Origin of the sequence: Streptomyces sp. NBC_01463 (assembly GCA_036227345.1) — a bacterium.
Lineage (GTDB): Bacteria > Actinomycetota > Actinomycetes > Streptomycetales > Streptomycetaceae > Streptomyces.
In genome coordinates this window covers 5,566,096-5,592,898 of sequence record CP109468.1, presented here as the reverse complement: position 1 = coordinate 5,592,898, position 26,803 = coordinate 5,566,096, and the positions used below count along the sequence as shown (strand labels likewise).

Below are 26,803 nucleotides of genomic sequence, written 5' to 3'. Positions count from 1 at the left end.
AAGGACCCGCCATGAAACCGCTCGGCCCAGGAGACCCGCTCCGGCTCGGCCCGTACCGTCTGCTCGGAGTCCTCGGCGCGGGCGGGATGGGCAAGGTCTACTTCGGCCTGGACGGCGACGGCAACCGGGCCGCGGTGAAGTCGCTGCGGCCCGAACTCGCCCACGACGAAGGGCTGGTGCGGCGCTTCGTCCGCGAGGCACACACGGCACGGTCCGTCACAGGTCCGGGCGTGGCCCGGGTGCTGGACGCGCAGGTGGAGGGCGGGCGGCCGTGGATCGCGGCCGAGTTCCTGGCCGGCCCCGACCTGGAGCGGGCCGTCGCCGACCACGGGCCGCTGGACGCCGCCACGGTGCACGTCCTGGCCTCGGCCCTGGCCCGCGCCCTGCGGGAGATCCACGCTGCCGGACTCGTGCACCGCGACCTCAAGCCCGCGAACATCGTGCTGACGTCGGACGGTCCCCGCATCATCGACTTCGGCATCGCCCGCCCGGAACACGGCCTCACCCTCACGACCACGGGCCAGATCCCCGTCACACCCGGCTACGGCGCCCCGGAACAGGTCCTCGGCCACCGGGTGGGCCCGGCCGCCGACGTCTTCTCACTGGGCGCGGTGCTGGTGTACGCGGCGGGCGGTCAACGTGCCTTCACTGGCGGCCATGTCGCCGCGGTGCAGTACGAAGTCGTGCACGGGCAGCCGCAGTTGTCGTATGTCCCCGAGCCGTTGCTGCCGCTCGTCGAGCCCTGCCTCGCCAAGGAGCCGGGCGCGCGTCCGGGACCGGAGCAGATCGCCCACGCGTTCGCTCCCCCGCGGCGGGCCGAGAGGGTCTGGCGGCAGGGGGAGCTGGCGGCGCTGATCGGCCGGTACGAGTCCGAGGCGGCCCGCCTGGTGCCGGCGGGCGCCGCGCCGATGGACCGGGGCCGGCGCGGGTTCCTGACCGCGCTGGCCGGCGGCGGGGCCGTCCTCGCCGTGGGCGGCGGCGCGGCGGCGTGGCGGCTCAAGGACGACTGAGTGCGGCGGCCCGGACGCGCCGGCGGTCCGCCAGCAGCTGCGGCGCCGCGCAGCCGACGCAGAGGAGTCCGGCGGCGCACACGGCGACCGCTGTCCAGAAGGCGCCGCTGTGGCCGCCGCCCTGCGTTGCGGCGGCCGGTGCGCCCGCCGCCGGTCCGGCGGGCACCTGCGTCACCGGTGCTCCCGCGGGCCGCGACTCCGACGGCGCGGGGGACGCGGTGCGGTAGTCGGGTATGGGGTCCCGGTCGGCCGCCCCCGGGTCTCCCGGGGTCTTGAGCGCGATGCGGGGACGCACGGTCCCGTACCCGACGTAGTCGCTGCGCACGGCACCGTTGTTCGGGCCGGCAGCCGTGCCGATCATGACCCGCAGGACCTGGTTGGCCGTCCATCCGGGGTGCGCCGCCCAGATGAGCGCGGCGGATGCGGAGGCGATGGCGGTGGCCACCGCGGTGCCCTTGGTCCTGCACAGGCCCGTTCCGCCACCCGCGCAGGCGCTGACGATGTCCTCGCCGGGGGCGCTGAGGTCCACGCCGAGTCCCGCGCCCGCCTTCTTGAGGCTGGTCGCTTCCTTGTCGACGGCAGTGACGCCGACGACCCCGGGTGTCGCGGCCGGATAGCCCACCAGCGGGTGGTCGATCGTGCTCTCCCCGACGGCCGCGAAGATCAGCTTGCCCCTGCTCCGGGCGTACTCCACCGCGGACCGGACCGCCTCGTCGTCATCGGACGCGGACAGCGACACGCTGATGATCTTCGCTTCGGAGTCGGCCGCGTAGCGGAGGGCCGGGGCGAGTCCGGCGTTGATCGCGTCGTCCTGCGCGGCGAGGGTACCGGCGTCCGTGTCCTGGCCGTCGGAGACCTCCAGCGGGAGCACCTTCGCCCCGGGCGCGAGCCCGTACGCGCTGTCCCGGCCGCCGGCGCCCTTGCCCGTACCGGCGATCACGGCGGCGTCGGTGGTGCCGAAGTCGTTGCGCGTGCCGGCGGCGCCCTGCCGGAAGTCCTTGCCGGGCAGCAGCCGGCCGGAGAGCTCGGGGACCGCGCGCACCCGGGTGCCGATGAGCGCGACCGTGACGCCCTTCCCGGTGCTGGTCCGCCACATCTCCTGGGCCTTCATCCGGGTGAGGTGCCACTGGTCGGAGAGCACCGTGTCCGCGTGTGCCGGCGCCGTGCCCGCCCCCAGCGCCAGCAGGACGAGCGCGACGGGAAACGCCCTGCGGATCAGGCCCGTTCGTACGCGGGCGGGCGTCGTCGGCCTCCTCGCCCCCGGATCGCTCGGCAGCACAGCACCCTCCCCCGTCGAAGCTCCGGGGATCACCTTAGCCAGCGGCGAAGCCCCGCGTTCTCCGGGCGACGGGCAACGGCCGGCGGGCGGCCCGGAGAACAACAGCGGTGCCTCGTTCAGGGCTTGGCGACGGCGACGGCCGCCTGGGGCCTGATCGGGAGCCGGTTGACCGGGCGGCCGGTGGCCGAGCGGACCGCCGCGGCCACGGCGGCCGGAGAGGTCACCACCGGGATCGCGGAGGCGGGCTTGGCGCCGAAGGGTGCCACCACATCGCGTTCCTCGACGAGCTTGACGATCCGGATGTCCGGGGCGTCCAGCGCCGTCGGCAGGGCGTAGCCCGTCAGATCGGGGTGCCGGATCAGACCGCGGGCGGTGCGGAGGTTCTCGGTCAGGGCGGCCCCGATGCCCTGGGTGATGCCCGCCTCGATCCGGGTCGCCAGCTGGGACGGGTTGAGGACCCGGCCGACGTCCTGGGCGATCGCCATCTCGACGACGCGGACGGAGCCGAGCTCGATGTCCACGTCCACCACCGCGCGGATCGCGCAGAACGCGAGGCCGACGAAGGCGTCGCCCTGGCCGGACTCGTCGAGCGGCTCGGTGGGGTGCGGGCGGCACTGGGCGGTGGCCCAGAGTTCCTTGCCGTCCATCGCCTCGGTGACGGTCGTGGAGAGCACCCCGTCGTAACTGGTGATCTTGCCGTCGGCGATCTGGAGCAGTTCGGTGGACATGCCGAACTTGTGGGCCAGCGGCTGGAGCAGCTGGGTGCGGACCATCTTCGCGGCGCGTTCGACCGCTCCGGCGGAGACCCAGGTGTGGCGGCCGTGCGTGGCGGGACCGGCGGGGGGCTGGTCGGTGTCGACGGAGGCCACGTGGACCTCCTCGATGCCCAGGGTCTCCTGGACGACCTGGCGGGCCAGCGTCGAGAAGCCCTGGCCGGTCTCGACGGCGGCGCAGATGACGGTGGCGACGCCGTCGTGGACGCGGACGGTGGCCGTGGAGACCTCGTCGGTGCCCTCGGCTCCGAGCATGTGGACCATGCCGAGTGCGTAGCCGACCCCGCGCCGCACCGCTCCGGGCTCGCCAGCGCCCTCGGGGCCGCCCGGGAGCAGCCAGTCGTCCTCCGGGGAGTCCTTGGGCAGCGAGGGCAGCGGGAAGTCGCGTACCGACCGCAGGAGTTCGGCGACGGGTGCCGGGCAGGTCACGGTCTGGCCGGTGGGCAGGATGTCGCCGGTGGACAGGGCGTTGCGCAGCCGCAGTTCGGCCGGCTCGATCCCGAGCTTGGCGGCCAGCTTGTCCATCTGGCCCTCGTAGGCGGCGCAGACCTGCATCGCGCCCTCGCCCCGGACGTGGCCGGACGGCGGGTTGTTCGTACGGACCGCCCAGCCCTCGATGAAGGCGTGCGGGACGACGTACGGACCGCAGGCGAACGCGACGGCGGCGGCCAGCGACTCCGACGAGGAGTCGGCGTACGCGCCGGAGTCCAGCAGGATCTGGGCCTCGACCTTCACCAGACGGCCCTCGGCGTCCGCGTGGTGGCGGTAGCGCAGCAGCGTCGGGTGGCGGTGGGCGTGGCCGAGGAAGGACTCCTCGCGGGTGGCGGCCAGCTTCACCGGGCAGCCGGTGCGCAGGGCGAGCAGGCCGAGCGGGAGCTGGAAGCCGGGGTCCTCGCGGTCGCCGGTCGCGCCGGGCACCCCGGTGACGACGACCTTCACCCGGTCGGGTTCGAGGCCGAAGCAGGCGGCGGCGAGGTCGCGGTCGGTGTGCGGGTCGGTGGACGCGGTGTAGATCTCCACGCCGCCGTCGGGGCGGGGCACGGCGAGACCGGCCTCGGCGCCGATCGGGGCCGGGTCCTGACGGCCGATGCGGTACAGCCCCTCGACGACCACGTCACCGGTGATCTCCGGGTCGCCGTAGCGCAGCGGGATGTGGCGGATCAGATTGCCGTCGGGGTGCAGCGGCTCGGCGGCGAAGGCCTTCTCCGGGTCGGTGACCGGTTCCAGCACCTCGTACTCGACGGCGATCGCGGCGGCGGCCAGCCGGGCGGTGTCCGGGTGGTCGGCGGCGACCGCGGCGATCGGCTCGCCGTGGTGGCGGACCAGGTCGGAGGCGAAGACGGGGCGGTCGACGACGCGGCGCCCGTAGGAGCCCTCGCCGGGCACGTCCTCGTGGGTGACGACCGCGCGGACGCCGGGCATCCCGACGGCGGCCGAGGTGTCGATGGACAGGATGCGGGCGTGCGGGTGCGGGGAGCGGAGCACGGCCGCCCAGAGCAGTCCCTCGGCCCACAGGTCGGCGGCGTACGGGAAGGTGCCCTCGGTCTTGGCGCGTGCGTCGGCCGGCGGCAGGGAGGAGCCGAGGCCGAGCAGCGGCTGCTCGGTGTCGGGGCCGCCGGGGCCGTCCAGCGACGGGATGCTGATCGCCGTGTGGGTCGCGCCCGCCGCGGTGGCTGCGTCGTTGCTCACGCCATGCCTCCGTCCTGCAGATGGGCCTGCACACTACCCGCGCCCGGCGCCGCCTGGTGCGGAATGCGGGCCTCGTCGGGGTCCGCGGATTCCTGCGCCGCATCGGCGGCGGCCTCGCGGCCCGCGATGACCTCGTTCACGGCGTCGAGCACGCCCCGGTAGCCGGAGCAGCGGCAGAGGTTGCCGCAGAGCGCCTGGCGGGTCTCCAGCTCGCTGGGGGCGTGATTGCCCTCCAGCAGGTCGTGGACCGTCATGGCCATGCCGGGGATGCAGAAGCCGCACTGGACGGCGCCGCACTCGGCCAGGGCCCGCTGGACGTCGGACGGCTCCCCGTCGACGGCCAGACCCTCGACCGTACGGACCTCGCTGCCCGCCGCCGTGGCCGCGGGGACCAGACAGGAGGCGACGAGACGGCCGTCCACCTGGACGTTGCAGGCACCGCATTCGCCCTGCGAGCAGCCGTCCTTGGCACCGGCCAGGCCGAGCCGCTCGCGCAGCACGTAGAGCAGGGACTCGCCGATCCAGGCGTCGGTGACGGGCCGGTCGGCGCCGTTCACGTGCAGCACGTAGGAGGCGGCGGGGTGCTCGCTGGGCAGGTCGAGGGGGGCTGCGGGCGCCTCGTCCGGCGCCGCGGCGTCCATGGCCACGTCGTCCGCCACCGCGTCGTCCGGCGCCGGGGCGTCGTCCGTGTCCGGGGCGGGCTGCTCCGGCGCGGACTGCTGTGCGTCCTCGGGGGCGGCGTCCGGTGACGCCTCGTCCGACAGGACGTGGTGCTCCGGGTCCTCCGCCTCGGCCACCTCGGCGGCTGCGTCGTCGGCAGCCGGGTCCGGGCCGGGCTCCCGCGCGTCGGCGGGCGCGTGGTCGGGCATGCCGCCCAGGTCGGTCCCGAGCGCCGGGGTGTCGCCGGCCGCGGGCTCCTGCGTCGCCCACGGTGCGGGCGCGCCGCCCGGCAGCGTGGCCGGCGGGGTGCGGTCCGCGTACCAGCCGGCGGCCAGCGCGGAGGCCGAGAACTCCCCGGACTCCTCCGGGAGCTCGCCGTCGGCGACCGGGATCGTCCACTGGCCGGTGTGGCCGGGCGCCTCGGCGGGGCCGCCGGACTCCGCGAAGTTCCACTGGCCGGTGGCGGCCGAGGTCCCGCGGTACTGGCCGGGGTACTCCTGCGACGGCTGCGGTTCGGGCTGCGGGTATCCGTACGGCGTCTGCTGCTGGTTGGGGTCCGGCCAGTGCACCGGCGCGGGCGCGGGCTCCGTGCCGGGGCCCTGCTGGTCCCGCTGCTCCGCGGGCTCGTGCTGTTCGGGCCGGCCCTGCTCGTCCTGCTGGTTCTGCGCCTGGACGACCCAGCTGCCGGTGGCCGCCGGGTCGAGGCCGGCCGCGGGGGTCAGCGGCAGGATCATCGGCGGCACGTAGCCCTGGCCGGGCGCGGCCAGCGGCACGTTCGCCAGGTCCTCGGGCGGCAGGTGGACGAAGGCGGTCGCCTCGGCGTCGTACTCGCCGCCCTGCGGGGTCGGCTCCCAGCCCCCGTGCTGATCGGCGTGGTCCTCGTTGCTCACGACAGTGCCCTCCCCAGCGCGCGTCGGGCCAGTGCGGCGACGGTGCGCCGCAGGTGCAGTACGGCGGGGGGCAGCGGTGGCGCCTCTCCCCCGTCGGCGGGCGGTGCCTGGTCCGGGATGCAGGCCGCGGCGACGTACTCGCCGAAGGCGGCCAGCGCGTCGGGGGCCAGGCCCCGTTCGCCGTCCCAGTCGATCAGCGAGGCGATCCAGCGTTCGGCCTCCAGCGGCCGCAGCGGCATCGGCGCGATGGCGCCGACCGCGCAGCGCACTCCGCGCCGGGCCGGGTCGAGCACGATCGCGACGGAGGCGGTGGCCCGGCCGGGGCCGGTGCGTCCGGTCGCCTTGAGGAAGACCTGCGGGGCGTGCAGCAGCGGGACGCGGACGAAGCCGATCAGCTCGGCGGGCTCCAGCATCTCGCGGCCGGCCAGCAGGTGCGAGACCGGGATCTCGCGGCGTGCGCCGCCGGGGCCCGCGATGACGAGTTCGGCCTCCAGCGCGGCGAGGACCGGCAGGGCGTCGCCGGTCGGTGCGGCGGTGGCGATGTTGCCGCCGAGCGTGCCCGCGTTGCGGATCTGCGGCGGGCCCGCCGCGCGCGCGGACGCCGCGAGTGCGGGGATGAGGGCGGCGAAGTCCGGCCGCCCCATGCGTGCGTGGGTGAGGCCGGCGCCCAGCAGGGCGTGGCCGTCCTGGTAGTGCCAGCCGCGGAGCTCGCTGATCCGGCCGAGGCCGACCAGCCCGGAGGGGCGCAGGAGCCCCTTGTTGACGGCCGCCATCAGATCCGTGCCGCCTGCCACGGGTACGGCGGCGGGCATGGCGCCGAGTGCCGCCACGGCCTCGTCCAGCGAGGCGGGCAGCGTGACGGACTGCGTCGCCTGCGGTGCGTGCATGGTCAACCCAGCTGCCCCTTCCCGGTGTCCCGGCTGTCCCGCCTGTTTCGCCGTACGGTACGTGCTCGAAGCCCGGACGTGGCAACTCTGGCACATCTTCGGACCGGCCCGACGCGAGGGTCCGCGAAGGGAGTATCCGTACCCGGTCAGGGGGATGCTCCCGTTTCGCCCCTCTTCGGCCCGGAGTGCCGATTGCCGCTCTTCGGGGTGGTTGTGCGACTTGTTCCGTTCCGGCGGGTGGCGGCTCCGGGGCGGATTCCCGCGCCGGGAACGGCGCCGCCACCACGGTCCCGGGGACGGTGGTGGCGGCAACCGGAAGGTGTCCGGACTCACACGTTCGGGGGTGCTCCCTCGATCGGGCGGCCGAGGACTCCGGGGCGCCGCTGCCACGGCAACGGGCCGCCCGGCGGCCGGTAGTCGACGCCGAGCGCGTCAAGTCGCCCGTAGTGGGTGGCCATTCGGCCCTCGAACTCCGCGAAGTCCCGGTCCGCCGCGGCCGGCAGCGCCGACCAGGCGACCTCGGCGAAGGCCGCCAGGCGGGGGAAGACCTGGTAGTCGACGCGGGAGCGGTTCTGCATGACCTCGGTCCACACGTTGGCCTGGGCGCCGAGTACGTGCCGCGCCGCCTCCTCGCCGAGGGCCGGCGGCACGGGTTCGAAGCGGTAGACGTCCTCCAGGGTGCGGACGTATCCGATGGGCATCGGCTCGTCGGGGCCGCCGTGCTGACGGTGGTCCAGATACACCTGCTGCTCCGGGCACATCACGACGTCGTGCCCGGCCTCGGCGGCCGCGATGCCGCCCGCGTAGCCGCGCCACGAGGAGACCGCGGCGCCGTCGGCGAGACCGCCCTCCAGGATCTCGTCCCAGCCGATGAGGCGACGGCCGCGCGCGGTGAGCCAGTTGTCGAAGTGGCGGATGAACCAGGACTGGAGCTCGTCCTCGCCGGCCAGGCCGAGTTCCTTGATGCGGGCCTGCGCGGCCGGCGACTGCTTCCACTGGTCCTTGGGGCACTCGTCGCCGCCGATGTGGACGAACGGCGAGGTGGCGGCGGGGAAGAGCTCCAGGATCTCCTCGAAGACGCCCTCGAAGAAGCGCAGGGTGTGGTCGGTGGGGGCGAGCACGTTCGGGTTGACGCCCCAGGTGTCCCAGACGGTCAGGGCGGCGGTGTCGACGACGTCGGTGTTGCCCAGCTCCGGGTAGGCGCTGATGGCGGCCTGCGAGTGGCCCGGGATGTCGATCTCGGGGACGACCCGGATGTGCCGCTCGGCGGCGTACGCGACGATCTCGCGGATGTCGTCCTGGGTGTAGTAGCCGCCGTGCGGGGTCTCGTCCCAGAGCTCGGACGCCCGGTGGCCGTACTTGGTGCGCGAGCGCCAGGCACCGACCTCGGTCAGCCGCGGGTAGCGCTTGATCTCGACGCGCCAGCCCTGGTCGTCGGTGAGGTGGAAGTGGAAGACGTTCAGCTTGTGGGCGGCGAGGAGGTCGAGGTAGCGCAGGACGTCGGCCTTCGGCAGGAAGTGCCGGGAGACGTCGAGCATCATGCCGCGCCAGCCGAAGCGGGGGCGGTCCTCGATGTCGGTGAACCCGAGCGCGGCCGGGGCGGCCCCGCCGGCCGGTGCCCGGCGGAACGCCTGCGGCCCCAGCAGCTGACGCAACGTCTGGGCGCCCCAGAAGACCCCGGCGGGGCTGCCGCCGGTGATCACGACGCTGTTGCCGGGCAGGGTGGTCAGGCGGTACTCCTCCGGCTCCAGGGCCGGATCGATGAGCAGCCGGACAGAGTGCTCGGCGCCCTCGCCGCCCGGTGCGAGCGGCACGCCGAAGGCGGCGCCGAGCGTCTCGCGCAGCCAGCGCTCGGTGGTCCCGGTGCCGGGGGCCGCCGCGAGCGTGGTGGACGCGTCCAGCAGGAACCCGCACCGCCCCTGGTCACCGGCGCGCACGGGCGCCGGGATCAGATCGATGTTCATGACGTCAGTCCTTAACCGCTCCGCCCAGTCCCGAGACCAGGCGTCGCTGCACGAGTACGAAGAAGACCAGCACGGGGACGGTCATCACCGTCGAGGCTGCCATGATCCCGCCCCAGTCGTTCTCATCGGGTTTGAAGAAGACCAGCAGCGCCATCGGGAGCGTCGACTGGGAGGTGTCGCTGATCAGGAAGGACTTCGCGAACAGGAAGTCGTTCCAGGTCGAGATGAACGAGAAGACGCTGGTCGCCACGAGGCCCGGGAAGACCAGCGGGAAGAGGATCTGCCACAGGAAGCGGGCCCGGCTCGCCCCGTCGATGTACGCGGCCTCCTCCAGGGCGTCCGGGACGGCCCTGACGAAGCCGCGCAGCATCCAGATCGCGAACGGCAGCGAGAACGCGAGGTGCGGCAGGATCAGCGAACCGAGCGTGTTCAGCTGGCCGAAGTCCCGCATCAGGAAGAACAGCGGGATCGTCAGCGCCTCGACCGGCACCATCTGCGCGACCAGGAACATGATCAACAGCGTGGTGCGGAAGCGGAATCTGAACCGGGTCACCGCCGTCGCCGCCAGGAAGGCAATCAGCGCGGAGACGATCACGACCGTCCCGGCGACGATCAGGCTGTTGAGGAAGTAGCGCCCGAAGTCCTGCTGCTGGAAGACCCGGCGGAAGGAGTCCAGGGACGGCGACAGGGTCCACGGCCGCGGGTGCGCGGACTGGATCTCGCCCGCCGGTTTGATGGCGGAGAGCACCATCCAGTAGAGCGGGAAGGCGACGGCGGCGGCGATCAGCAGCGCCGCGGCCTCGGCGGCGAGCCGGCCGGGCCGGCGGACGCGCAACAGGGACGGCAGGCTCACAGTTCCTCCCCCTGGCGCCGCACGAGGCGCAGATAGACGAGCGTGACGGCCAGCAGGATCACCAGCATCACGACGCCGATGGCCGAGCCGAGGCTGTACTGCGAGGACGCGAACGCCTTCTGGTAGGCGTACACGTTGAGCACCAGGTTCTGGCCGGCGATGCCGCCGCCGTTGGTCATGACGTAGATCTGGGTGAAGACCTTGAAGTCCCAGATCACCGACTGGATGGTGACGACGACCAGGATCGGGCGCAGCATCGGCGCCATGACCGACCGCCAGATCCGCCACTGCGAGGCGCCGTCCAGCGCGGCCGCCTCCAGCACCTCGGTGGGGATGGCGCGGATGCCGGCGTACACCGTGACCATCACGAACGGGAACGAGCACCACAGGACTTCGAGGAGCACCAGGGCGAAGGCGCTGTAGCGCCCGTACGTCCAGGAGAAGTCACCGAGCCCCAGGACCCGGTTGACCGGTCCGAAGTCCGCGTCGAAGAGGAAGACCCAGACGGTCGAACCGGTGATCGCGGGGGTCGCCCAGGCGCCGAGCGCGGCCATCATCAGCGCGAGCCGCGGCACGGCCCGCACCCGGGTCAGCAGGACGGCCAGCGCGCAGCCGGTGAACAGGGTGGCCAGCACACAGGCCGCCGCGAAGACGACGGTGGCCAGCAGCACCTGCCAGAACTGGCTGTCGCCGAAGAGCGTGGCGTAGTTGCCGAAGCCCTGGAAGGTGGCGGGTTCACCGCCGCTGACCTGGGCCTGGGTGTACTCCAGGAAGGAGATCAGGCCCAGTTGGTAGATCGGGTAGACGAGCAGCCCGCCGAGCAGGACGAGGGCGGGCAGCAGATAGAGCCAGGGGGTCCAGCCGGGCCGCCCGGCCGGTGAGGCCGGGCGGCGGCGGGGCGGGCGGAGAGGGGGGCCGTCCGTCCCGGGCGCGGGGGGCGCTTTGTACGCCGTGCTGTTCGCCGTCATCGTCAGCCCGCGTCGGCGAACGCCGCGTCCATCTTCTTCGCGGCGTCGTCCGAGGCCTTCGCCACGTTCTTACGGCCGCTGACGATCTCCTGGAACATCGTCGGCAGGATCAGCGAGGAGTCGATCTGTCCCCAGGCCGGCGATGCGGGGACGAACCTGGTGCCCGCGCCGAGCGTGGCGACGAAGGGGGCGACGAACGGCTCGCGCTTCGCCGCTTCGGCCCGTACGTCCTTGTACGTCGGCAGGAAGCCCATCGCGTCGAACATCTTCGCCTGGGTGGCCTTGCCGGTGAGTTCCTTCATCAGGCCGACGGCCAGGGTGCGGTGCTTGGTGCTCTTCAGCACGCCGATGTTGTTCCCGCCCGCGAACGCGGGGGCGACGGAGCCCTCGGCGAGTCCGGGCAGCGGGACGACGGCGTACTTGCCCTTGACCGTGCCGGCTTCGACGGCGGCGTGGCTGAAGTCGCCGCCGATGGCCATGGCGGCCTTGCCTGAGGCGAAGGCCGTGACGGTCGCGTTGCCGCCCATGGCGGCGCACTTGGCGGCCGGGCAGTTGGCGGCGCCGAACAGGGAGGTGTAGGCCTCGATGCCCTTGCGGGCCTTGTCGCTGTTGATGGCGGCCTTGTACGCGCTGCCGCTCCCGTCGGCGAGTTCGCCGCCGTTGGCCCAGATGAAGGGCATCGCACCGTAGGTGTACGCGCCGCCGACGGCGAGTCCGTACAGGTCCGGCTGCTCCTTGTGGATCTTCTTCGCGGTGGAGATCAGCTCGGCCTGGGACTTGGGCGCCTCGATGCCCATCCGGGAGAACACGTCGGTGCGGTAGTAGAGCGCGCGGACGCCGACGAAGAGCGGGGCCCCGTAGACCTTGCCGCCGACCGTCACCGACTCCTTGGCCGTCGGGTCGGTGTCCTTGGCGTCGTCCCAGGCGGCGAACTCCGCGCTGACATCGGCGAGTCCGCCGTCCTTGACGTAGCCGGCGGTGTCCGTGTTGCCGTACTCGATGAGGTCGGGGGCGCTGTCGGGGTCGTTGAACGCGGCCTTGACGCGCTGGGCGCGGGTCTCGACCGGTATGTACTCGATCTCGACCTTCGCGCCCTCGTGGGCCTTGCGGAAGGCGGCGGTCGCGGCGTCGACGACCTTCTCCTTGGGCTTGTTGCCGACCTCCTGGAACAGCCAGACGCGGAGCGTGCCGGTCTTGTCGTCCTCCTTGGAGCCGGTGTCGGAGGTCTGCGGCGCGCAGGCGGTGGCGGTGAGGCCGGCCAGCACAAGCGCCGCGGCCGGAACGGCAATTCGGGCAGAAAACATCATCCGGAACCCCTACCGGTAGGCGTTGCATCATGCGCAACGCTCGTTTCGTTCTGCACAACTTGCAGGAGAGTAGGTCCGGACCAGGACGCCGACAAGTGGTCTCCACCACTCTGTGACCCTCGGAAGCAGCCCGTGCAACGCCGGCGGCCCCCGCACGGCGAAGAGCCCCCGGGGCACGCGACTGCGTGCCCCGGGGGCTCTCCCGGGCTCTTCGTGGTGCGGTGGGACTACTGCTTGTCCTTGCCGCCCTTGCCCTTGTCCTTGTCGCCGCCGGCGCCCATGGACTCGTAGATCTCCTTGCACATGGGGCACACCGGGTACTTCTTGGGGTCACGCCCCGGCACCCAGACCTTGCCGCACAGTGCGACCACGGGGGTGCCCTCCAGGGCACTCGCCATGATCTTGTCCTTCTGAACGTAATGGGCGTAGCGCTCGTGGTCGCCGTCGCCGTTCGACACCTGCGGCGTCGGCTCCACGAGGGTTCCGGTACCTGCCCCGCGCTCGGGCTCAAGAGTGCTCATAACCGCCAAGCGTACTGAAAGCCCGGGCATCAGTTCAGCGAAGGGTCGTCCGGATACGTGGCGATCATGGCCAGTTCGCTGCGCTGGCGGCGCAGTACCGCCCGCCAGAGACCTTCCGGGCTGGGCGAGGACACGTCACCCGGTTCCGATTCGACGACGTACCAGGCGCCCTCGGACAGCTCCGTGTCCAGCTGACCGGGCCCCCAGCCGGCGTACCCGGCGAAGATCCGCAGCGAGCCGAGCGCCGCGGCCAGCAGCTCCGGGGGCGCCTCCAGGTCCACCAGGCCGATCGCCCCGTGGACCCGGCGCCAGCCCAGGGGACCCTCGTCGCCGGGGATCACCGCGACACCGAGCGCCGAGTCGAGGGAGACGGGCCCGCCCTGGAAGACGACGTCCGGCTCACCGGTCAGTCCGGCCCAGGACGCGAGGATGTCACCGACGCCGACGGGGGTCGGGCGGTTCAGGACCACGCCGAGCGAGCCCTCCTCGTCGTGGTCGAGGAGCAGCACCACCGCACGGTCGAAATTCGGGTCCGCCAGGGCGGGTGTGGCCACGAGCAGCCGCCCTGTGAGCGAGGACACCTCGGTCATGGCAGAAATGATCCCGCATCTTCGGCGTTCGCGGGGGTCAAGTGACCTGTTGGTCGCCCTGGGTGCCCGAGCGCAGCTCAGGGCGCACGGATGCACGAGGAGCGCACGCCGCGACCGCCCATCCGGACGGTAACCCTCCGCAAGATGGGGGGAGCAGAGCGTGTTGTGGCGGATTCATGACGTTCGCACACCCCCCGTTCTCTTACGGAAGGGGGGTGCCTGGCCATTACCCTTTCGGTTGGCCCCCTGCCCGACCACTCCGGAACGCGAGATTCATGACCGGCACAGACGATGTCCTGCTTGTCCACGGCGGAACCCCGCTGGAGGGTGAGATCCGCGTCCGAGGCGCCAAGAACCTGGTGCCGAAGGCAATGGTCGCCGCGCTGCTCGGCAGCGGGCCCAGCCGGCTGCGCAACGTGCCGGACATCCGCGATGTCCGGGTGGTGCGCGGGCTGCTGCAACTGCACGGCGTGACGGTCCGTCCGGGTGACGAACCGGGTGAGCTGCTCCTCGACCCGACCCATGTCGAGAGCGCGAACGTCGCCGACATCGACGCCCACGCGGGCTCGTCGCGCATCCCGATCCTCTTCTGCGGCCCGCTGCTGCACCGGCTGGGCCACGCGTTCATCCCGGGCCTCGGCGGCTGCGACATCGGCGGCCGGCCGATCGACTTCCACTTCGACGTGCTGCGCCAGTTCGGCGCGACGATCGAGAAGCGGGCGGACGGCCAGTACCTGGAGGCCCCGCAGCGGCTGCGCGGCACCAAGATCCGGCTGCCGTACCCCTCGGTCGGCTCCACCGAGCAGGTGCTGCTGACCGCGGTGCTCGCCGAGGGTGTCACCGAGCTGTCCAACGCGGCCGTGGAGCCGGAGATCGAGGACCTCATCTGCGTACTGCAGAAGATGGGCGCGATCATCTCCATGGACACCGACCGGACCATCCGGATCACCGGTGTGGACCGGCTCGACGGTTATACGCACCGGGCCATCCCGGACCGCCTGGAGGCCGCCTCCTGGGCGTCCGCGGCGCTGGCGACCGAGGGCAACATCTACGTCCGCGGCGCCCAGCAGCGCTCGATGATGACGTTCCTGAACACCTTCCGCCGGGTCGGCGGCGCCTTCGAGATCGACGACGAGGGCATCCGCTTCTGGCACCCGGGCGGCGCGCTGAACGCCATCGCGCTGGAGACGGACGTGCACCCCGGCTTCCAGACCGACTGGCAGCAGCCGCTGGTCGTGGCGCTGACGCAGGCCGCCGGCCTGTCGATCGTGCACGAGACGGTGTACGAGTCCCGGCTCGGCTTCACCTCGGCGCTCAACCAGATGGGCGCGCACATCCAGCTCTACCGCGAGTGCCTGGGCGGCAGCGACTGCCGCTTCGGCCAGCGCAACTTCCTGCACTCCGCGGTCGTCTCCGGGCCGACGAAGCTGCAGGGCGCGGATCTGGTCATCCCGGACCTGCGCGGCGGTTTCTCGTACCTGATCGCCGCCCTGGCGGCCCAGGGGACGTCCCGGGTCCACGGGATCGACCTGATCAACCGCGGCTACGAGAACTTCATGGAGAAGCTGGAGAAGCTCGGCGCGAAGGTCGAGCTGCCCGGCGGTTCACTGGTCTGACGACGGGTTCCCGGGGGCCGGGCCCCCGGGAACGCGCCTGCGGGGCGTGGAGCGGCCCTCTGCGGCCCGTACGCCGAAGGGCGGCCACCCTGGTCGGGGTGACCGCCCTTCGTCGTACTCAGGGGTGTTACTTGCCCTTGGCGGCTTCCTTGAGCTTCGAGCCCGCGGAGACCTTCACGCTGTAGCCGGCCGGGATGTTGATCGGGTCGCCGGTCTGCGGGTTACGAGCGGTGCGAGCGGCACGGTGGGTGCGCTCGAAGGTCAGGAAACCGGGGATGGTGACCTTCTCGTCGCCCTTGGCGACGATCTCACCGACGGTCTCGGCGAGCGCGGCCAGCACGGCGTCGGCGTCCTTGCGAGTCACCTCGGCGCGGTCGGCCAGGGCGGCCACCAGCTCACTGCGGTTCATGTTGTTACTCCCGTGTTCTTCTTGCCTGTGAGGCGTGAGATCGAAGCCGATGCTGCCAGGGCCCTCGGACAGTGCCCGGACCCGGGTCCGTTTTTGAGACCTTCGCGCCCCGTGGGGTCTCCCCCGGACGAAGTCCTTGGGAAAGCATCCTGCCCCCACCTGCGGCGGGAAAGCCAATCCGGCACCCTCCGGAGTCACACGAAAAGCACCACTGCCTCGTCGTGGTGACGTTCCGTCGACTCCCCAAAAGCGGTCCGCACCTGATGCGGGGCTCTGTGGGACGCGTCGCCCGCCCACCCTAAAGGGGCGTTTGGGGCGCCGCGAGCCGCGACGCGCCGGACATCAGACGGACGTGGGGCCCGTCACAGCCGCGCCGGCCGCCTTGGCGGCGTCCCGGACGGCTCCCGCGACCGCTCCGGCGACCTTGTCGTTGAAGACCGACGGGATGATGTAGTTCGCGTTCACCTCGTCCTCGGCGACGACATCGGCGAGGGCGCCCGCGGCGGCGAGCATCATCTCCGTGTTGACGGTGCGGGACTGGGCGTCCAGGAGGCCGCGGAAGACTCCGGGGAAGACCAGGACGTTGTTGATCTGGTTGGGGAAGTCCGAACGACCGGTGGCCACGACCGCGGCCGTCCGGCGGGCGATCGCGGGGTCGACCTCGGGGTCCGGGTTCGCAAGCGCGAACACGATCGCACCGTCCGCCATGGCCGCGACATCGTCGCCGTCCAGCACGTTCGGGGCCGAGACACCGATGAAGACGTCGGCGCCCACGACGGCCTCCTTGAGGGTGCCGGTGACGGACTCCGGGTTGGTGTTGTCGGCGATCCAGCGCAGCGGCGAGCCGGCGGCGGCGGAGACCAGGTCCTCGCGGCCGGCGTGCACCACACCGTGGATGTCGGCGACGACGGTGTGCTTGACGCCCGCGGCGATGAGCAGCTTCAGGATGGCCGTACCGGCCGCTCCGGCGCCGGACATGACGACCCGTACGTCCCCGATGCCCTTGCCCACCACGCGCAGGGCGTTGGTCAGCGCGGCCAGGACGACGATGGCGGTGCCGTGCTGGTCGTCGTGGAAGACGGGGATGTCCAGGGCCTCGCGCAGCCGGGCCTCGATCTCGAAGCAGCGCGGCGCCGAGATGTCCTCCAGGTTGATGCCCGCGAAGCCGGGGGCGATCGCCTTGACGATCTCGACGATGGCGTCGGTGTCCTGGGTGTCCAGGCAGATCGGCCAGGCGTCGATGCCCGCGAAGCGCTTGAAGAGGGCCGCCTTGCCCTCCATCACCGGGAGGGCGGCCATCGGGCCGATGTTGCCGAGGCCGAGCACCGCGGAGCCGTCCGTCACGACTGCGACGGAGTTGCGCTTGATGGTGAGGCGCCGGGCGTCCTCGGGGTTCTCGGCGATCGCCATGCAGACCCGGGCCACGCCCGGGGTGTAGATCATCGAGAGGTCGTCACGGTTGCGGATGGGGTGCTTGGACGCCATCTCGATCTTGCCGCCGAGGTGCATCAGGAACGTACGGTCGGAGACCTTGCCGAGGACGACGCCCTCGATGTCGCGCAGACCTTCGACGATCTCGTCGGCGTGCGAGGTGGAGGAGGCGGCGATCGTGACGTCGATCCGCAGCTTCTCGTGGCCGGAAGCGGTCACGTCGAGGCCGGTGACCGAGCCACCGGAGGACTCCACGGCCGTGGTGAGCTGGGAGACCGCTGTGCCGCTCGCGGGCACCTCCAGCCTGACCGTCATCGAGTACGAGACGCTGGGCGCCGTTGCCATGGCCGAGTCCTTCGCTTTCCTTAGCTTCATTGCTATGCGTGACCGGAGCGGAAACCACCTCTCTCCGGACACGCCTTCCGATATTCGCACCTACCGACGAGTAGCCGGTAATGACTGCCACACTTCGGAAAGTGTTTTCCACCATACGAGATATGAGGCTTCCAGCGGAACCCCCACCGGCCCCGCAAACGAAAACAGACCCGCGCCACCGGAAGGTGACGCGGGTCTGTCTTCTGCAGTTGTACGACACCGGCCCGCCATGCTCGCCTCGCGGCAAGTGGTCGCTCGAAGCGACGAAGGTTGGGCCCGGGGGCTTGGATCGAGCCGGTGTCGACTCCAGGCTAACAAACACCCCGGAGAAGTGATTCCCGTGGCGCAGGTTGACCGAAAAAAGGCTCCCGCACCCGGCCCCCCGGTCAGTCCCTGAGCAGGTCCGGCACCCCGTCCTCGTCGGGCAGGTCCCGCTCCCCGGAGACGACCGTCAGCTGCTGCGTCGCGCGCGTCAGCGCCACGTACAGCACCCGCAGCCCCGCCGGGGACTCGTCCGCGATCTCCGCGGGCGAGACGACCACCGTGGCGTCGTACTCCAGACCCTTCGCCTCCAGGCTGCCCAGCGCCACCACGCGCTCGCCGAGCTCCGCGAGCCAGCCACGGGCCTGCGCCCGCCGGTTCATCGCGACGACGACACCCACCGTGCCGTCCACCTCGCCGAGCAGCCGCCGCGCCTCCTCGCGCACCGTCCCGGCCAGATCGCCGTCCCGCACGGTCTCGAAGCGCGGCTTCACGCCCGTGGAGCGGACCGCGGCCGGGGACTCCATGCCCGGCATCGCGAGCGCCAGGACCTTGGCCGCCAGCTCGGCGATCTCCGCCGGGTTGCGGTAGTTGACGGTCAGCGTGAAGTTCCGGCGCGGACGGCTGCCCAGCGCCTCGTCACGCGCCGCCGACGCCTCGTCCGGATCGGACCAGGAGGACTGCGCCGGGTCGCCGACGATCGTCCAGGTGGCGTGCCGGCCGCGGCGGCCGACCATCCGCCACTGCATCGGCGTGAGGTCCTGCGCCTCGTCGACGATGACGTGCGCGTACTCCGTGCGCTCCGCCGCGAGCCGCTCGGCCCGCTCCCACTGGGTCTCCTCGCGCTGCGGCATCAGCTCCTCAAGACCCGTGAGCTGGTCCAGCGGATCGAACTCGCGCTTGCGCTTGGGCCGGTGCGGGGTGCCGAGCAGCGTCTGCAGCTCGTCGAGGATCGCCACGTCGTGGACGGACAGCGGGCCGCGGCCCTCCGCGTCCAGCCGCTTCAGGGAGCGCGCGAGCCGGCGCACCTCGCCCTGGTTGAGGGTCCGGCGCGCCCACCGGGCGAGCCGCTTCTCGTCGGCCATCGCCGCGAGCACCCCGCGCGGGGTGAGCTCGGGCCACCAGGCGTTCAGGAACTCGATGAACGGCGTCTCCGTGGAGACGTCCTCGTCGAACGACGAGCGCAGTTCGGCCGCGAGCTCCTGGTCGGTGTAGCGGCCGCGGCCCGACGACCGGTTCCACAGCGCGTCGAGCAGCAGCTTGCGGGCGCGCGGGCGCAGCAGGTTGACCGGCGCGGTGCCGGACAGGACGTTGTTGCGGATGCGCCGGAGCTCGTCCTCGTGGAGTTCCACGCGGGCGCCGAAGGCCACCACCCTGAGCCGGGTGGGCGTGGCCGCCTCCTGGGGCGCCTCCTCGGCCTCCCCGAAGGCCAGCTGGCCCTCCTGGGCCGCCGGGCGGGCCGCGGGCTGCTCCAGCGCCCCGCGGGCCGCCTTGCGCAGCACGTGGAGCATCCGGGAGGAGCCCTTGATGCGCGCCACGGCCGGTTCGTCGTAGGTGGTGGCGCCCTCGGTGCCCGCCGCCTCGTCGGACAGCGAGCCGACGGCGCGGATCGCGACCTGGCCCTCCTCGCCGAGCGAGGGCAGCACCCCTTCGGTGTACGCGACCAGCAGCGGCGTCGGCGAGACGACGAGGATGCCGCCCGCGTACCGCCGCCGGTCCTGGTAGAGCAGGTAGGCGGCCCGGTGCAGCGCGACCGCGGTCTTGCCGGTGCCGGGACCGCCGGAGACCTCGGTGACCGAGGCGGCGGGCGCCCGGATCACCAGGTCCTGCTCGGCCTGGATGGAGGAGACGATGTCCCGCATGGTGTGGCTGCGGGCCTGGCCGAGTGCGGCCATCAGTGCGCCGTCGCCGATCACGGGGAGCTTGTCGCCCTCCAGGAACGCGGTCAGCTCGGGCCGCATCAGGTCGTCCTCGACCCCGAGGACCCGGCGGCCCTTGGAGCGGATGACCCGGCGGCGTACCACCCGGCCCGGTTCCTTGGGCGTCGAACGGTAGAACGGGGCGGCCGCCGGGGCCCGCCAGTCGATGACCAGCGGCGCGTAGTCGGAGTCGAGGACCCCGATCCGGCCGATGTGCAGCGTCTCGGCGATATCGGCGGTGCCGTCCTCCCGTACGACGTCGTCGGCGGGTTCGACGGAGGTGAACGCGCCGTCCGGGCCGCGTTCACCGTCCTTGCCGAGCAGCAGGTCGATCCTCCCGAAGAGGAAGTCCTCGAACTCGCTGTTCAGCCGGTTGAGGTGGATTCCGGCGCGGAACACCTGGGCGTCCCGTTCGGCGAGCGCTCCCGGTGTACCCACCTGGCCGCGCTTGACGGCGTCATTCATGAGAAATTCCGCCTCGTGGATCTTCTCCTCGAGGCGGTGGTAAACACGGTCGAGATGTTCCTGCTCGACACCGATTTCCCGGTCCCGCAACGAATCGACAGCGGCATCCTGCGCGGCCACCGAGGCCCCCTTCTGACGTGCATTGGGCAGCCGTCAACCCTATGCGAAGGGGGGCCTTCGCGCACCTGCCGCAGGCATCGATCTCGCGCGCCGGGATATCGATTGCGTTTCGGGGACCCGCCGGGGGCCGCCCAGCAGCTCAGGCGTCGACGCTCACCAGCCGTTCGCCGTCGAACGTACGGACCTCGAAGTGGTCGATGTCGGCCCGCTCCATGGCCGCCCCGCCGTGGACGTAGAGCGGATATCTGGCGGCCGGATGCGTGGAGTCCGTGATGCCGTAGCCCCACTTCGGCACGGACCAGGAGGTGACGACCTCCTCCTCGCCGGTCTTGGAGACGGCGACCAGCCGGCACTTCTGCGGGCCCTTCACGTTCTTCAGCTCCAGCACGGTGTGCGTGCCCCAGGCCTTCGGCTCCATGCCGACCGTGGCGTCGACCGCGGTCACGGGGTCGGTCGCCTCCACCTTCTCCTTCATGTGGTGGAAGAAGGCGTCCTCGGCGGGGCTGGTGGGGTGCGGGTCGGCCGCCTCGACGGTGCCGCTGCCGCTGTCGGTCGCCGTCACCGCGATCACCGGGCCCCCGATGATCAGCGCCGCTGCCGCCGCCACCAGGTATCTCCCGCGCCGGGTGCGCCGGGCGCGTTTGGCGGCGACCTCGTCGACCAGGGTGTCGAGCACCCGGGGCGCGGGCGGCGCCGGGACGTGCGGGACCGGCCGGGCGCCCGGCACGGCGGCCGGGGCCTCGGCGAGCATCGCGAGCATCGGCTCAAGACCGGCGAACTCGTCGAGATGGGCGGCGCAGCGGGCGCAGCCGGCCAGGTGCTCCTCGAAGGCGGCGGCCTCGGCGGGGTCCAGGATGCCGAGGACGTACGCGCCCGCCGCGTCGTGTCCCGCCTCGTCGACGGGTCCGGCGGCCGGGCCCGGGACGAAGGGCCCGGCGGGGCCGGAGGGACCGGCCGGGCGGGGCCCGAAGGGCTCCCAGTCGTGGTCGCTCATGCCGTGATCCCCCTCTCCTCCAGTGCGAGCTTCATCGACCTCAGTGCGTAGAAGACCCGGGACCGCACCGTGCCACTGGGGATGCCGAGGACCTCGGCCGCCTCGTTGACCGTACGGCCCTTGAAGTAGGTCTCGACCAATGCTTCCCGGTGGGCGGGGGTCAAATCGTCGAGCGCGTCCGAGAGCGTCATCAGCCACAGCGCCTTGTCAATCTCGTCCTCCGCGGGAATGACCTCCAGCGGTGACGGGTCGACCTCGTGCGGCCGGGCCTGCCGACTGCGGTGGCCATCGATGACGATGCGCCGGGCGACCGTCACCAGCCAGGGCCGGACGGAACCGGTGGCCCTGTTGAGCGAACCGGCGTTCTTCCAGGCACGGATGAGCGTCTCCTGCACCACGTCCTCGGCCCGCTGCCGGTCACCGGCGACGAGGCGGAGCACGTACGCGAGCAGGGGTCCGGCGTGTTCGCGGTAGAGCGCCCGCATCAGCTCCTCGTCAGGGACGGCGGAGGGTGACGGGGGCGGCCCACTGCGATGCCGGGCCCGGTGCGGACGGTCATCGGCCACGGCCGCATCCTTGCGCACCCGAACCTCCCGGTCGAGACCCTGTTGAGCTCCTTGGCCATCGATACGGGGCGGCGCGGCGATCCATTCAATCCGCGTCCAAGATTCTTTACGGCTCCGGTGCCGCCCGGTCCCGGAGGGCGCCTGCCGGGTCCGCGTTGCGGCGCCGGTGCCGGGCGACCCGTTCGCGGTTGCCGCAGACCTCGCTGGAGCACCAGCGGCGGCGCCGGCCGCGCGAGGTGTCCAGGTAGACGCGCCGGCAGTGGTCGCCCTCGCAGCGGCGCAGCCCGTCCAGCGCGACCGGGTCGGTGAGGAGCTCGACGGCGTCGCGCGCCACGGCGGCCAGCAGGGCCGCGCAGTCGGGTTCGGTGCTCAGGCCGCGCACCAGCGCGCCGTCACCGGCGCGCACGGCGCACAGGACCGGCGGGGAGCCGGCGGCGAGCGCGTTGACGCGCTCCAGGGCGCCGTCGGCGCCGCGCCCGCCGAGCTGTGCGGTCAGCAGCCGGTCCAGGGCGGTCCGCAACTGCCGGAAGCGCACGAGCCAGTGGTCGTCCACGCCCTGGAGCAGGGTGCCCCGCGGGACGGCTCCGGCGGCCGTCAGCCAGTCGGCGAGCCGTTCGGGCCGGTCCAGCGGATCGGCGGTGCCCGGGCTCCCGGTCCCCGTCGCGACCAGGTCCAGGCAGAGCCGCCCGGAGTCGAACCGCCAGTCGCACGAGCCCCTGCGCGTCGCCATGCGCATGCCACCGCCTCGGGTCCGGTAGACGTCCCCACCAGAGTGCCCCTCGCGGCCCCCGCCCGTAACCCCTGCCACCACCCCGGGCCGCGGCAACTCCCCTCGTACGATGACCGGATGAACGACGACCTGCGCACCGACCGCATCCTGGACGGCTCCCTGGTGCTCCGCCCCTGGCTGCCGGGCGACCTCGGGGTCCTCCTGGACGCCTACCGCGACCCGGCGATCCAGGCCGGATCCCGCGCCCCGGTGGCGGACGAGGAGGCGGCGGCGGACTGGCTGCGGGCCCAGGACGAGGGCCGGGCGTCCGGGCTGCGCCACAGCTTCGCCGTCGTGGACACGGCGCTCGGGGACGGGCCGGTCGGGAACGTCGTCCTGGTGCGCCCCTCGCCCGGCTCGGACGCGGCCGAGGTCGGCTACTGGACGGCGGCGCCCGCCCGCGGCCGCGGCATCGCCCCGCGGGCCCTGGAAGCGCTCACCGGCTGGGCGTTCACCTCACCGGCAGGGGACGGGCTGGTCCGGCTCGACCTGCTGCACCAGGAGGACAACGAGGCGTCGTGCCGGGTGGCCGAGAAGGCCGGATACGCCTTCGCGGAGGTGCTGCCCGCGCACCCGCCGTGGCCGCTGGCCGGCCACCGCCACGAGCGCCGGGCGGCGGGCCGCTGAACCCGCCGGACCGGGTGCGCTCAGGCGCCGGGGGCGGCCGGTGCCCCGGTCAACGGGCCGTCGTGCAGGATGCGCTGGAAGAGCCGGTGGTCGCGCCATTCGCCGTCGATGTGCAGATAGCGCGGGGCCATGCCGAACTCCTCGAAGCCGCACTTGGCGAGCACCCGCTGCGACGCCGTGTTGTCCACCACCGTGCCGGCCTCGATCCGGTGCAGCCGCAGTTCGTCCCTGGCCAGTTCGCAGATCAGCCGCACGGCGGCGGTGGCCAGTCCGCGGCCCGCGAACGCCACGTCCACCCAGTAGCCCAGGGTGGCGCTGCGGAACGGCCCGAGGACCAGGGCGTTGAGGCTGAACCCGCCGATCGCGCGGTCCTGCGCGTCGGCGAGGGTCCACGTCATCGCGCGCCCCGCCTCGCGGTCCGCCAAGGCGTCGGCGAGCCGCTCGCGCTGCCCCTGCTCGGTGTAGAAGGCCTCGGGCCGCACGGGCTCCCAGGGCCGCATGTACGTACGGCTGCGGGTCAGGGACTCCGCGCGGGGGCCGGCGTCGGCCAGGGTCAGGGGGCGGAGCCGTACCTCCGCGTCGATCAGGTGGATGTCATCGGTCATCCCCGCACGCTACCCGGGCGCGGCACGGTGCCCGTGCGGCGGCTGGACGCCCGCGAAGGGAACTGCGCGCCTGAGCCATGGAGCGGCCCCGGCGCCGCCACTTGACTGGACGCATGACAACCAGCGGGCCCGACCGGCCGACCTCAGCCCTCCACCACCTCGTCATCGGCGGTGCCGCCGTCACCACCGGACTGATGGCGGGCACCTTCTACGCCTTCTCGTGCGCGGTCATGCCCGCGCTCGGCCGCAGCGACGACCGGACCTTCATCGAGGTGATGCGGAACATCAACGACGTCATCGAGAACCCGGTCTTCTTCGCCGGCTTCTTCGGCGCGCTGATCCTCACCGCGGCCGCCGCCTGGCAGCAGCGCCGCTCCCCCGGCCCCCGCCGGTGGCTCCTCGCGGCGCTCGCGGTGTACGCCGTGGCGTTCCTGCTCACCTCGGGCGTCAACGTCCCGCTGAACAACGCCCTCGCGGACGCCGGTGACCCCGCGCGGATCGCCGACCCCGCCGCCGTACGGGACAGGTTCGAGGACGCCTGGGTCGCCTGGAACGCCGTGCGGGCGGTGCTGTGCACCGCCGCGCTCGCCCTCCTGCTGCGGGCCCGGGTCCTCGTCGCGCCGCCCGGCGCGCGCCGGCTCCCTCAGGAGTCGGCGTACTTGGCGTCGGACGCCGGGTCCAGGGCCAGCCGGTAGCCGCGCTTGACGACCGTCTGGATCAGCCGGGGAGCCCCGAGTGCGGTGCGCAGCCGGGCCATCGCCGTCTCCACCGCGTGCTCGTCCGTACCGCTGCCCGGCAGGGCGCGCAGCAGGTCGGCGCGGGCCACCACCCAGCCCGGCCGGCGGGCCAGGGTGTGCAGCAGGGCCATGCCGGCGGGCGGCACCGCGCGCAGTTCGTCGTCGACCAGGACGGCGTGGCCGCGGATCTCGACCCGGTGCCCGGCGACGGGCAGGGTCCGGGCCCGGGCGGGCAGTTCCCGGCAGATCAGCTGGACGAGCGGGCCGAGCCGGAAGCGCTCGGGCTGGACGGTGTCGACGCCGCGGGCCTGCAACGGCAGTGCGGTGACCGGCCCGACGCAGGCGGACAGGACCTCCCCCTGCAGCACGCCCATCAGTTCGGGCAGCAGCCCGCGCTCCTCCGCCCGGCGCAGCACGGAGACCGCCGCCGGAGCGCTGGTGAAGGTGAGCGCGTCCAGGCCGCGGGCGAGGGTGATGTCGATGAGCCGGTCGAGCGGGGCGATGTCCTCGGGCGGCATCCAGCGGTAGACCGGGACCCCGACGACCTCGCCGCCGGCCGCGCGCAGCGACTCCACGAAACCGGGGAGGGGTTCGCCGTGCAGCTGGAGGGCGATGCGCCGCCCCTCGACGCCCTCCTCCAGCAGCCGTTCGAGGACCTCCGCCATGGATTCGGACGCCGGCGACCAGGCCTCGGTCAGTCCGGCGGCACGGACCGCGCCCTTGACCTTGGGCCCGCGGGCCAGCAGTTCGACCCCGCGCAGCGTGTCCAGCAGCTGCTCGCCGATGCCCCAGCCGTCGGCGGCCTCGATCCAGCCGCGGAAGCCGATCGCCGTGGTCGCGACGACCACGTCGGGGACGGCGTCGACGAGTTCCTTGGTGGCGGCGAGCAGTTCGCTGTCGTCGGCGAGCGGCACGATCCGCAGAGCGGGGGCGTGCACCACGGTGGCGCCCCGCCGCCGCAGCAGGGTGCCGAGTTCGTCCGCCCGGCGTGCGGCGGTGACACCGACCGTGAAGCCCGCGAGGGGCCCGTGCTGTTCGTCGTCGTGCATATGGTCTACCCGGCTCTCGTCCCGCTGCTGCTCAATGGTGCGGAGGGCCGAGCCTGCCAACGAAGCGTGACAGGCTCGGTTCGCCCGTATTTCCCGCCCGTTACGTCACCCGGCATCGCCGGTTCATCATCACACCTCTGCATAGCTGAGCTGGGGCTTCGCCGGGGCTGCCACGGTGCGGCGAAGGTATACCGCCCAGGTGAGCAGGAAGCACACACCGTAGAAGGCCAGGAAGGACCAGAAGGCCGCCGTTCCGGTGCCCGAGGTCTGGAAGGACTGCCGGAAGGCGAGGTTGATGGCGAGCCCGCCGAGCGCGCCGACCGCGCCGATGAGTCCCATCGCCGCCCCGGACAGCCGCCGCCCCTGGGCCGCCGCCTCCTCGCCGCGCAGCCCCTGGGCGATCGCCTTGGCGTGGAAGATGCCCGGGATCATCTTGAACGTCGATCCGTTGCCGAGCCCCGTCAGGACGAACAGGGCCGTGAAGCCGATGAGGAACACGGTGAGCGATTCGATGCCGGATGCGTAGACGACGACTCCGGTCGCCACGGCCATGGCGGCGTAGTTGGCCAGGGTGATCCGGGCGCCGCCGTACCGGTCGGCCAGCCAGCCGCCGACGGGCCTGATGAGCGAGCCCAGCAGCGGGCCGACGAAGGTGAGCGATGCGGCCTGCAGCGGGGTGCGGCCGAACTGCGTCTGCAGGACGAGCCCGAAGGCGAAGCTGTAGCCGATGAACGAGCCGAAGGTGCCGATGTAGAGCACCGCCATGATCCAGGTGTGCGGGTCGCGCACGGCGTCCTTCGCGGCCCCGGTGTCGTTCTGCACGGGCGCCAGGTTGTCCATGAAGCGCGCGGCGCACAGACCGGCGACGACGATCAGCGGGATGTACACGCCGAGCACGATCCGCGGGTGCATGGCGCCCGCGGTCCCGATCACCAGCAGCCCGACGAGCTGCACGACGGGCACCCCGATGTTGCCGCCGCCCGCGTTGAGCCCCAGCGCCCAGCCCTTCTTTCGCAGCGGGAAGAAGGCGTTGATGTTCGTCATCGAGGAGGCGAAGTTGCCGCCGCCGATACCGGTCAGCGCCGCCACGGCGACGAGCGTGGGGTACGAGGTCCCGGGCTCCATCACGACGAAGGCGGCCACCGTCGGAACCAGCAGGGTGAACGCGCTGAACACGGTCCAGTTCCGGCCGCCGAACCGGGCCACGGCGAAGGTGTACGGCACCCGCACGAGGGCGCCGACCAGCGTCGCGGTGGAGATCAGGAAGAACTTCCCGGCCGGGTCCACCCCGTACTCCGGTCCCATGAACAGGACCATCACCGACCACAGGGTCCAGATGGAGAACCCGATGTGCTCGGACAGGACGGAGAACCACAGGTTCCGGCGGGCGATCCGCTCGCCCTTCTCCCGCCAGAAGGTCTCGTCCTCGGGTTCCCACTGCTCGATCCAACGGCCAGCCATCACGCGCC

At 72.6% G+C, this 26,803-nt stretch carries 22 protein-coding genes and 1 pseudogene; 4 read left to right on the top strand and 19 right to left on the bottom strand.

Going from position 1 to position 26,803, the window contains the following annotated elements:
- The first annotated feature begins 11 nt into the window (after positions 1–11).
- A pseudogene (locus OG521_24780) lies at positions 12–992 on the top strand (serine/threonine protein kinase).
- A 4-nt stretch (positions 993–996) separates the two neighbouring features.
- Here the strand turns inward: OG521_24780 and OG521_24775 are convergent.
- From OG521_24775 to OG521_24730, 10 genes are all read right to left on the bottom strand, one after another.
- Positions 997–2,289 (bottom strand): S8 family serine peptidase, encoded by a 1,293-nt coding sequence (locus OG521_24775; protein WUW23810.1) that lies wholly within the window; start codon positions 2,287–2,289, stop codon positions 997–999.
- A gap of 116 nt (positions 2,290–2,405) precedes the next feature.
- Positions 2,406–4,751, bottom strand: coding sequence for a molybdopterin-dependent oxidoreductase (locus OG521_24770; protein WUW23809.1), 2,346 nt, complete (start codon positions 4,749–4,751; stop codon positions 2,406–2,408).
- The gene (locus tag OG521_24765; protein ID WUW23808.1) at positions 4,748–6,301 is read right to left on the bottom strand and encodes a 2Fe-2S iron-sulfur cluster-binding protein; all 1,554 of its coding nucleotides are present in this window, start codon (positions 6,299–6,301) and stop codon (positions 4,748–4,750) included. Before OG521_24765 ends, OG521_24770 begins: the two co-directional genes overlap by 4 nt.
- Positions 6,298–7,194, bottom strand: a complete 897-nt coding sequence (locus tag OG521_24760; protein ID WUW23807.1) for an FAD binding domain-containing protein — start codon at positions 7,192–7,194, stop codon at positions 6,298–6,300. Before OG521_24760 ends, OG521_24765 begins: the two co-directional genes overlap by 4 nt.
- A 323-nt stretch (positions 7,195–7,517) precedes the next feature.
- Entirely contained in the window at positions 7,518–9,152 is a 1,635-nt protein-coding gene (locus tag OG521_24755; GenBank protein ID WUW23806.1) for a beta-N-acetylhexosaminidase, read from the bottom strand.
- A 4-nt stretch (positions 9,153–9,156) separates the two neighbouring features.
- Positions 9,157–10,005, bottom strand: coding sequence for a carbohydrate ABC transporter permease (locus OG521_24750; GenBank protein WUW23805.1), 849 nt, complete (start codon positions 10,003–10,005; stop codon positions 9,157–9,159).
- Positions 10,002–10,973: a sugar ABC transporter permease gene (locus OG521_24745; GenBank protein WUW23804.1), complete on the bottom strand. Its 972-nt coding sequence runs from the start codon at positions 10,971–10,973 to the stop codon at positions 10,002–10,004. Before OG521_24745 ends, OG521_24750 begins: the two co-directional genes overlap by 4 nt.
- Positions 10,974–10,975: 2 nt before the next feature.
- Entirely contained in the window at positions 10,976–12,280 is a 1,305-nt protein-coding gene (locus OG521_24740; protein WUW23803.1) for an extracellular solute-binding protein, read from the bottom strand.
- Between the two features lie 227 nt (positions 12,281–12,507).
- Positions 12,508–12,801: a DUF3039 domain-containing protein gene (locus tag OG521_24735; GenBank protein ID WUW23802.1), complete on the bottom strand. Its 294-nt coding sequence runs from the start codon at positions 12,799–12,801 to the stop codon at positions 12,508–12,510.
- 29 nt (positions 12,802–12,830) lie between these two features.
- Positions 12,831–13,391: a YqgE/AlgH family protein gene (locus OG521_24730; GenBank protein ID WUW23801.1), complete on the bottom strand. Its 561-nt coding sequence runs from the start codon at positions 13,389–13,391 to the stop codon at positions 12,831–12,833.
- A gap of 275 nt (positions 13,392–13,666) precedes the next feature.
- Between OG521_24730 and murA the strand changes: the two genes are divergently transcribed.
- Positions 13,667–15,007, top strand: a complete 1,341-nt coding sequence (murA, locus tag OG521_24725) for a UDP-N-acetylglucosamine 1-carboxyvinyltransferase (GenBank protein ID WUW23800.1) — start codon at positions 13,667–13,669, stop codon at positions 15,005–15,007.
- Positions 15,008–15,134: 127 nt separating this feature from the next.
- Here the strand turns inward: murA and OG521_24720 are convergent, their stop codons facing one another.
- From OG521_24720 to OG521_24695, 6 genes are all read right to left on the bottom strand, one after another.
- The gene (locus OG521_24720) at positions 15,135–15,416 is read right to left on the bottom strand and encodes an HU family DNA-binding protein (GenBank protein ID WUW23799.1); all 282 of its coding nucleotides are present in this window, start codon (positions 15,414–15,416) and stop codon (positions 15,135–15,137) included.
- Positions 15,417–15,758: 342 nt separating this feature from the next.
- Entirely contained in the window at positions 15,759–17,192 is a 1,434-nt protein-coding gene (locus OG521_24715) for an NAD-dependent malic enzyme (protein ID WUW23798.1), read from the bottom strand.
- 416 nt (positions 17,193–17,608) lie between these two features.
- Entirely contained in the window at positions 17,609–19,987 is a 2,379-nt protein-coding gene (locus OG521_24710) for an AAA family ATPase (GenBank protein ID WUW23797.1), read from the bottom strand.
- Positions 19,988–20,126: 139 nt separating this feature from the next.
- Positions 20,127–20,981 (bottom strand): zf-HC2 domain-containing protein, encoded by an 855-nt coding sequence (locus OG521_24705; GenBank protein ID WUW23796.1) that lies wholly within the window; start codon positions 20,979–20,981, stop codon positions 20,127–20,129.
- Positions 20,978–21,565, bottom strand: a complete 588-nt coding sequence (locus OG521_24700) for a sigma-70 family RNA polymerase sigma factor (protein ID WUW23795.1) — start codon at positions 21,563–21,565, stop codon at positions 20,978–20,980. Before OG521_24700 ends, OG521_24705 begins: the two co-directional genes overlap by 4 nt.
- Positions 21,566–21,653: 88 nt before the next feature.
- Entirely contained in the window at positions 21,654–22,277 is a 624-nt protein-coding gene (locus tag OG521_24695; GenBank protein ID WUW23794.1) for an ABATE domain-containing protein, read from the bottom strand.
- A 117-nt stretch (positions 22,278–22,394) separates the two neighbouring features.
- On the opposite strand from OG521_24695, the gene OG521_24690 reads away from it, so the two are divergent.
- Positions 22,395–22,943, top strand: coding sequence for a GNAT family N-acetyltransferase (locus OG521_24690; protein ID WUW23793.1), 549 nt, complete (start codon positions 22,395–22,397; stop codon positions 22,941–22,943).
- A 20-nt stretch (positions 22,944–22,963) separates the two neighbouring features.
- Here the strand turns inward: OG521_24690 and OG521_24685 are convergent, their stop codons facing one another.
- Positions 22,964–23,548: a GNAT family N-acetyltransferase gene (locus OG521_24685; GenBank protein ID WUW23792.1), complete on the bottom strand. Its 585-nt coding sequence runs from the start codon at positions 23,546–23,548 to the stop codon at positions 22,964–22,966.
- 113 nt (positions 23,549–23,661) lie between these two features.
- Here OG521_24685 and OG521_24680 point away from each other — a divergent pair, with 113 nt between their 5' ends.
- On the top strand, positions 23,662–24,243 hold the full coding sequence (locus tag OG521_24680) for a DUF1772 domain-containing protein (GenBank protein WUW23791.1): 582 nt from the start codon (positions 23,662–23,664) through the stop codon (positions 24,241–24,243).
- Here the strand turns inward: OG521_24680 and OG521_24675 are convergent.
- Together OG521_24675 and OG521_24670 are read right to left on the bottom strand one after the other, a co-directional pair.
- A complete protein-coding gene (locus tag OG521_24675; GenBank protein ID WUW23790.1) occupies positions 24,192–25,334 on the bottom strand; it encodes a uroporphyrinogen-III synthase in 1,143 nt (380 codons plus the stop codon). The two genes, OG521_24680 and OG521_24675, sit on opposite strands and share 52 nt — an antisense overlap.
- Before the next feature lie 129 nt (positions 25,335–25,463).
- On the bottom strand, positions 25,464–26,795 hold the full coding sequence (locus OG521_24670) for a NarK/NasA family nitrate transporter (protein WUW23789.1): 1,332 nt from the start codon (positions 26,793–26,795) through the stop codon (positions 25,464–25,466).
- Positions 26,796–26,803: the final 8 nt, after the last annotated feature.

Coding starts and splice junctions, on each gene's coding strand:
- OG521_24730 (WUW23801.1), bottom strand. CDS start 13,391: ATGACCGAGGTGTCCTCGCTCACAGGGCGGCTGCTCGTGGCCACACCC.
- OG521_24695 (WUW23794.1), bottom strand. CDS start 22,277: ATGGCGACGCGCAGGGGCTCGTGCGACTGGCGGTTCGACTCCGGGCGG.
- OG521_24735 (WUW23802.1), bottom strand. CDS start 12,801: ATGAGCACTCTTGAGCCCGAGCGCGGGGCAGGTACCGGAACCCTCGTG.
- OG521_24755 (WUW23806.1), bottom strand. CDS start 9,152: ATGAACATCGATCTGATCCCGGCGCCCGTGCGCGCCGGTGACCAGGGG.
- OG521_24680 (WUW23791.1), top strand. CDS start 23,662: ATGACAACCAGCGGGCCCGACCGGCCGACCTCAGCCCTCCACCACCTC.
- OG521_24720 (WUW23799.1), bottom strand. CDS start 15,416: ATGAACCGCAGTGAGCTGGTGGCCGCCCTGGCCGACCGCGCCGAGGTG.
- OG521_24745 (WUW23804.1), bottom strand. CDS start 10,973: ATGACGGCGAACAGCACGGCGTACAAAGCGCCCCCCGCGCCCGGGACG.
- OG521_24740 (WUW23803.1), bottom strand. CDS start 12,280: ATGATGTTTTCTGCCCGAATTGCCGTTCCGGCCGCGGCGCTTGTGCTG.
- OG521_24715 (WUW23798.1), bottom strand. CDS start 17,192: ATGGCAACGGCGCCCAGCGTCTCGTACTCGATGACGGTCAGGCTGGAG.
- OG521_24705 (WUW23796.1), bottom strand. CDS start 20,981: ATGAGCGACCACGACTGGGAGCCCTTCGGGCCCCGCCCGGCCGGTCCC.
- OG521_24675 (WUW23790.1), bottom strand. CDS start 25,334: ATGCACGACGACGAACAGCACGGGCCCCTCGCGGGCTTCACGGTCGGT.
- OG521_24670 (WUW23789.1), bottom strand. CDS start 26,795: ATGGCTGGCCGTTGGATCGAGCAGTGGGAACCCGAGGACGAGACCTTC.
- OG521_24685 (WUW23792.1), bottom strand. CDS start 23,548: ATGACCGATGACATCCACCTGATCGACGCGGAGGTACGGCTCCGCCCC.
- murA (WUW23800.1), top strand. CDS start 13,667: ATGACCGGCACAGACGATGTCCTGCTTGTCCACGGCGGAACCCCGCTG.
- OG521_24690 (WUW23793.1), top strand. CDS start 22,395: ATGAACGACGACCTGCGCACCGACCGCATCCTGGACGGCTCCCTGGTG.